The organism is Shigella sp. FC1967, assembly GCF_001743005.1.
Taxonomy (GTDB): Bacteria; Pseudomonadota; Gammaproteobacteria; order Enterobacterales; family Enterobacteriaceae; genus Proteus.
Map to the genome: position 1 here is coordinate 1 of NZ_MIIZ01000655.1, position 5,446 is coordinate 5,446.

Annotated in this window: 10 protein-coding genes; 8 read left to right on the plus strand and 2 right to left on the minus strand. The window is 50.9% G+C overall.

All coding sequences use genetic code 11. The annotated features are described in order from the left end of the window. Positions 1–4 precede the first annotated feature (4 nt). Both BHE89_RS08815 and BHE89_RS23735 read right to left on the minus strand, forming a co-directional pair. Positions 5–640, minus strand: a complete 636-nt coding sequence (locus tag BHE89_RS08815; RefSeq protein WP_000074431.1) for an N-6 DNA methylase — start codon at positions 638–640, stop codon at positions 5–7. A 91-nt stretch (positions 641–731) separates the two neighbouring features. Beyond that, on the minus strand, positions 732–875 hold the full coding sequence (locus BHE89_RS23735) for a hypothetical protein (protein ID WP_000939033.1): 144 nt from the start codon (positions 873–875) through the stop codon (positions 732–734). A gap of 318 nt (positions 876–1,193) precedes the next feature. Between BHE89_RS23735 and BHE89_RS08820 the strand changes: the two genes are divergently transcribed. The 8 genes from BHE89_RS08820 to BHE89_RS08850 form a co-directional block, all read left to right on the plus strand. Then, positions 1,194–1,571, plus strand: coding sequence for a hypothetical protein (locus tag BHE89_RS08820; protein WP_001125903.1), 378 nt, complete (start codon positions 1,194–1,196; stop codon positions 1,569–1,571). Further along, on the plus strand, positions 1,564–1,845 hold the full coding sequence (locus BHE89_RS24295; protein ID WP_000044823.1) for a hypothetical protein: 282 nt from the start codon (positions 1,564–1,566) through the stop codon (positions 1,843–1,845). Before BHE89_RS08820 ends, BHE89_RS24295 begins: the two co-directional genes overlap by 8 nt. Continuing rightward, positions 1,820–2,494: a hypothetical protein gene (locus BHE89_RS08830; RefSeq protein WP_000344149.1), complete on the plus strand. Its 675-nt coding sequence runs from the start codon at positions 1,820–1,822 to the stop codon at positions 2,492–2,494. Before BHE89_RS24295 ends, BHE89_RS08830 begins: the two co-directional genes overlap by 26 nt. Beyond that, positions 2,487–2,993 carry a hypothetical protein gene (locus BHE89_RS08835; RefSeq protein ID WP_000566442.1) on the plus strand — a complete coding sequence of 169 codons (507 nt, stop codon included), beginning with the start codon at positions 2,487–2,489 and terminating at the stop codon, positions 2,991–2,993. Before BHE89_RS08830 ends, BHE89_RS08835 begins: the two co-directional genes overlap by 8 nt. Positions 2,994–2,995: 2 nt before the next feature. Continuing rightward, a complete protein-coding gene (locus tag BHE89_RS08840) occupies positions 2,996–3,451 on the plus strand; it encodes a hypothetical protein (protein ID WP_069370005.1) in 456 nt (151 codons plus the stop codon). A 1-nt stretch (position 3,452) separates the two neighbouring features. After that, positions 3,453–3,989: a hypothetical protein gene (locus BHE89_RS25400; protein ID WP_286146014.1), complete on the plus strand. Its 537-nt coding sequence runs from the start codon at positions 3,453–3,455 to the stop codon at positions 3,987–3,989. Then, the gene (locus BHE89_RS08845; RefSeq protein WP_021293623.1) at positions 3,938–4,879 is read left to right on the plus strand and encodes a DNA cytosine methyltransferase; all 942 of its coding nucleotides are present in this window, start codon (positions 3,938–3,940) and stop codon (positions 4,877–4,879) included. Before BHE89_RS25400 ends, BHE89_RS08845 begins: the two co-directional genes overlap by 52 nt. Further along, positions 4,879–5,446, plus strand: a 568-nt coding sequence (locus BHE89_RS08850) for a hypothetical protein (RefSeq protein ID WP_128860409.1), incomplete at its 3' end; no start/stop codon positions are given. The genes BHE89_RS08845 and BHE89_RS08850, both read left to right, overlap by 1 nt.

Genomic DNA, 5,446 nt, shown 5'->3' on the forward strand with positions numbered 1-5,446 from the left:
TTTTTTATGCTGCCACGGTAGCGGCGGTTGCTGGAGGTTTTTCGGCGTAGTAGGCGATGTTCTTGGTTCGTCTGCTAAGGGTGTCTATGCCGACGATACTCAGCGTTTTGGGAGTGGTATTGCGGGACTCGAAATAATGGAATAGCTGGATCATGCAGCACTTTACCATCAACGGATCGATGTCTTCCAGGTAGATTGAGGCTTCTCTCAATGCTTCGGGACCGTGGTTCTCGATCAGGTTTTCCATCCAGTGAATGGCGTTGATGCCAGAACCACAGCAGGGCTCATAAAAGTCTGCCGAAGACTGTGAGCCAACAATGAGTGACATCAAGCGGCCAATCTCTGGAGGAGTGGGGAAGTAATTGGTGCCCTTCTTGTGGAAGCCAGACATGCTTAGGACGTAACCCAAAACATCGCTGGTGGGGTCGCGCTTAATGGCGGCAGACAGGACGTGAGAGAGCTCGAAGGCGACCGGCTGAAGTTCTTCCGGGATCTCCTCCTTGGCTGGGTATAGGCCAGTCTGCAAGTATGCCCACTGGTCAATAAAGGCCTCAACAAACCGAGATGTGCCCATTCTGTATCGGGACTGCTCGATGAGAGATAAAGCCTTGGATGTAAGTTGCTGTGTTTCTGGTGACATAAGCGCTCCAGTTTGTTCTGACGAAACATTCAAGAGGTAGAAACGAAGAACCCCGCCGAAGCGAGGTTCTTTGCTTTCCTGCCTGATCGCCTTAATGCCGAAGCAAAGACGTCTTGATAAAGTCGGGGCAACCGGACATTTCCCGGTCGATGAAGTCCTGACGTTTCGCCAGCGGCCATTTCATGAACGCCGCGAGCGGGATGCGCTTATTCGTGTTAGTATTGCCTTGCAGCATAACAAAGCTCCTTAATTGCTTGATTGTGTTGTAAGGGCTGCAACGAAGGTCGAAGAGCGATGCGGCCCTTATTTATGATTATTACAGCATCATAAAATAATATCAAGAGGCAATAAAACGATACCGAGAAACAAAACTTTCACATGTGAAAGTCTCCCCGCTGTCCACCTCGCACACTCCAAACGCCCAAATAACTTGTCCACCTGCCCAAAATGGGCGCGTAAGCGTCCGATAGAAAGTAATTGTTAGTGAGATATTGACTACACGGAATATGGCTATATCATAGAATCATAAAATGATGCTGTAAAAGTGATATGTATGCCAAAGCAAGCAAATCATCTCCGTTTGAAGAAACCTTGCGCCAACTGTCCATTCCGGAAGGAGGGCGCTATCGAGCTGGCCCCTGGGCGATTAGAAGGCATCATCAACGACATCGTTGAAAACGACATGACGACGTTTCATTGCCACAAGACCGTGCATTCAAAGTCAGGTGGTGAATGGGATGAAGAGGGTAACTATGCACCTTCGGGACAAGAGTCGATGTGTGCCGGTGCTGCGGCTTACTTGATGAAAATAGGCAGGCCGACAGTGGCTATGCGAATTGCCTTTGCGTTTGGTGATGCAAAGGTGTCCGACTGGGACGAAGCTCAAGAGCTGGTTATCGAGCCTTTGGTACAAGGGGACCGAAATGAGTAAGCGATATGCGGTAGTGCCGCATCCGAAACTGAAACGAGAGTACAAAGGTCGGCTGGTCAGAACTACTCGGGTACTAAAAAACGGCTGGGGGTTGATCCCTCTAGGGGCTGTGGCAACGGTCACGCATCAGTCTCCCAAGGGATCAGAGCTGACCTTTGAACCATGCGACTGCTGCGGCCTGAAAGCCATTATCAGTCATGTAAGCATGGACTCCATTGAATTTATCGAACCGATTACTGAGGAAGAAGATGGACGAGAACAAGCTCAACATTGAAACGGTCGATGGGCACAACGAGCTGGTAGTCAGCTTTTTGTCCAGAATGGTAAGCCTGAGTGACGAGGAAAAGCAGACAGTATTGTCCTGCCTTCCGGACACCGGCAAACAAACAATCACCCAGCTCTATGAGGCGCTGCGTTCTCAAGGGCACCAGGATCTTGCAGAGAAAGTCGAACCATACCTCCAGCAGGGGGTGTTTGGGCCGATCTTCGATAATGCCAAGTCCAAGGTGTTCGTTCGGGACGAAGCGCCTTTTTTCCTCATGGATGAAAATCCTTTGAACTGGGATGACGCTAAAGCATTCAATCGCCTACGTATGAGTACGACCTGTGTTCTTGGCCGTGGCGGCTGGACTATCGGTGAGCGCTTTGATGACCGCTTTGATACCGAGGTGGGCGGAACACAGCTTATCGTCACCCAGTCACTCAACGAAAAAGGTGAGATTGAAGGAGGACTTCCTACCTCGATGTCGCTGAATGACTTTGCTGAGTTCCCTAAACAGCCAAGACCTCCTCAAATAGTCGATTACCAGGAAGACAAGCGATACACGCTTGAGGAAGCGGAAGCTATCCCTGAGCTCGCACCAGTGGTTCAGCGTCTGAAAGAGCGCATCGAAGAGTATGAGGAGAGAAGAGCCCATGATTGACCTGACATGCCGCCTCTGTGCTGGTTCCGGTGTTTATGACTTTTCCCCTTCCAAAGAAACCTGCGGTATGTGCCAAGGGCATGGGAAATTTGCTGACGCCAAAGCAATGCTGGTGGCTGCCATCGAGCTGGCAAAGAAGCAACGCGAGCCGGTCATTGAGGTGGTAATGGGGTTGGTGCTCCAGGGCGTGGATGTTAGAGGGAAGGAGCCTGGAGAGCGGTTCAAGGCTGCTCAGGCCTTTAACGCCCCAGGGCACAACCTATTACGATACGGGTGGGATGCTTGGGAGCTCTATGCCCTCCATGAGGGTGTAAGTCCAGAACTTGCATCGCTTGGCCGAAGTGTGATGCGCGAGTGGCATAGCCATTCATGGGGCCGGTTCAGTGGAGAGGTAGGCTTTAACGCCGCCGAGATCATGATCAAACAGGCCAAAGACAACCCAGAAAAAGCAGAAGAGCGCTGGGCGTTCTTGCTTAGTGAAGAATGGATGGTGGAGTAAACATGAAAGACCTTTTACTCGAAATAAAGGATAGAGTTTTAAATTGGAGCCTGATGAACGTATCAGAAATGAAAGCCGCTTTGTCTGATGTGGAAGACGAAATATGCGTTGCACTTGATTCGTTGGAAAGTGATTCAGAATCATTTGATCTGATAGAGCTATACCGGTGGTGTGAATGCGAATGGGGAAAACCCATTGTGATTCATCCTAAGGGATACAGATCCAATGACGGAAATATAAACGTGGGAGAGTCTTTGTTGGACTGTTATTGGGCAATTATTGAGTCAAATGGGTGTCGGACTATTAATTTCCTCATTTCTGCCACTAAGTCTATCAGTGAAGGTGAAGGGCCTGCATTCTATGACTGCCCCCTTTATTTCTTTGAGCTTGTACCGGAGGTTAATGCCCACTGGAGAGAATGCGTCAGAGCATATTGGAAAGAAAAGGGAGATATGTAAAGTGCTTCCGATCGTCTCCCCCTCCGTAGTAACCAAACAACTTGCGTTCAATCGAGTAGGCGATAAACGCAAGGTTAGGGTTTCGTCCAACTTTTTGGATGTTATGGGGTTCAAGCCAGGTATGGGCATCGCCGTTGAGCCAGGGGAGGGGATGGGCGGTTTTTCGGTGATCCCAGCGACCGATGAACTACAGACACACCAGGTTTATCAGCGCCGGTATCAACCAAAGAGTCGCTCCAACAACCCGCTGGAAACCGTTATTGAGTTTTCTGGACAAGGGCTCATAGATAAGTGCTTCCCTCGCTATACAGAGCGTTTCCACGTCGAAATGCGAAAAGGCCGAGTAGTCTTCACTCCTGTCGCAAACAGAGCCTTTGCCATTGCTGATCGGTTCAGAAAAACCAGCCCTTTCCGTGCCTTTGTGGCATTGACTGGCGGGGTAGACATTCATGTTATGGAAGCGCTTGGCTGGAAGGCTGAGATTGTTTGGAGCATCGTCCAGTTGAAGCCAGAGACAGAGCATCCGGGCGGAACCTGAGTGAAGTACATGCGCTCAATACGCTGGTGAACAGCTCCCCGCGTATCCTGCTTAATGAAGACATTCATCACCTGGAGCTGGATCGCCTTGGAGCCTTGCTGGCGGAGTGCCCACCAATTGGTTTGGCCCATTACTCGTTGGGGTGTGATGACCACTCAAACGCCAAAAGTCCAAGGGACAAAGAGCGTTCTCTTGAAGATCTCTCCACCATGCTCGACATGGTTTACCCGGCACTAAAACAGATCGAGGTCGTGAACCCTGCCGTCGTGCTGGTGGAAAACGTCCCGAACTTCAAAGCATCCGGAGCCGGGGCGATGATGGGAACGACACTGCGGCGGATGGGGTACTTCCTCACTGAGATGGTCTTGAACGGTCTGGATTTCGGCGCTTACCAGGGGCGAGAACGCTATTACATGGTGGCGTCGGTCTTCCCTGGGTTCGTTCCACCGAAACCTGAGCAGAGAGCTGGTGGACGATTGTGGCCGGTGATCGAGAAGCACCTCGGGGATTGTGCTGACGTCACAGCGTTGAAGTCAATTCAGGCCAGAGAGTCAACTTCTCGCAGGATGCCTGCGTTCTTGACGAGAGAAAGCACCAGTTGCCCGACCATCCTCAAGTCTCAGGATCGTGGGGTAAAGGATGCAGTGTACATCCAAGACGGTGGACGCATTTACAAGCCATCGGTCGATCTGGTTCAGGAGTTGATGTCGATACCTGATAGCTTTGATGTTTCGTGGATGGCAAAAGAACAAGCGACAGAAACGCTTGGGCAGAGTGTGGATTACAGATTGCATTCAGCGGTCATGGCCGCAGTTCGGGATCACCTGAATGTGAATTGCGGTCGCCATACCGTGGTGCAGCACGGTATCAGAAGTAAGGAAGGTAGATAATGGCAGTCATTTACTACGGCGAGGGAACCCATGACGCCGGTTTCGTCGGGTTCCGTGTCGCACGAACAGTTGGGGTGGCGGATGATTACCGGCAAGAATACTTCTCCTTGAGAGAGTATTCCTACGAAACAGCTCACCGGCTGGCCTACAGCTTGGACCGAAAGTGGGAAGCTGAGGCAGAAGAGGTGAAGCGTCAGAATAAGACTTGTAAGCGGCGACGCAACTCCGGGCCAAACATCATTGCTGAGGGGCTGAGGGCTTATATCAGCATCGAGAACCGGAGCCGGATGGGGGTGAAGAGAACCTACTTCGCGCCTTGTTTTCTCGTCACAAAGCCAGGCTACGGCAATGGGGATATTGCTTTCAGGATTTCCACTCATGGCTACGCAGAAGCCTACGAAAAGGCGGTGGAAAAATATTGTGAGATCCATGATTTGACGGATGAGCAGTATGTTGAGTTGCTTGAGCGTATGCCGAGTACAGATGTGTTCACTGGATACCTGCTGAATGCTCTTTTAATGCGCGGCCATCGCGCCACAAAAGCTGAAATACTGAGTAAGCTGGGGG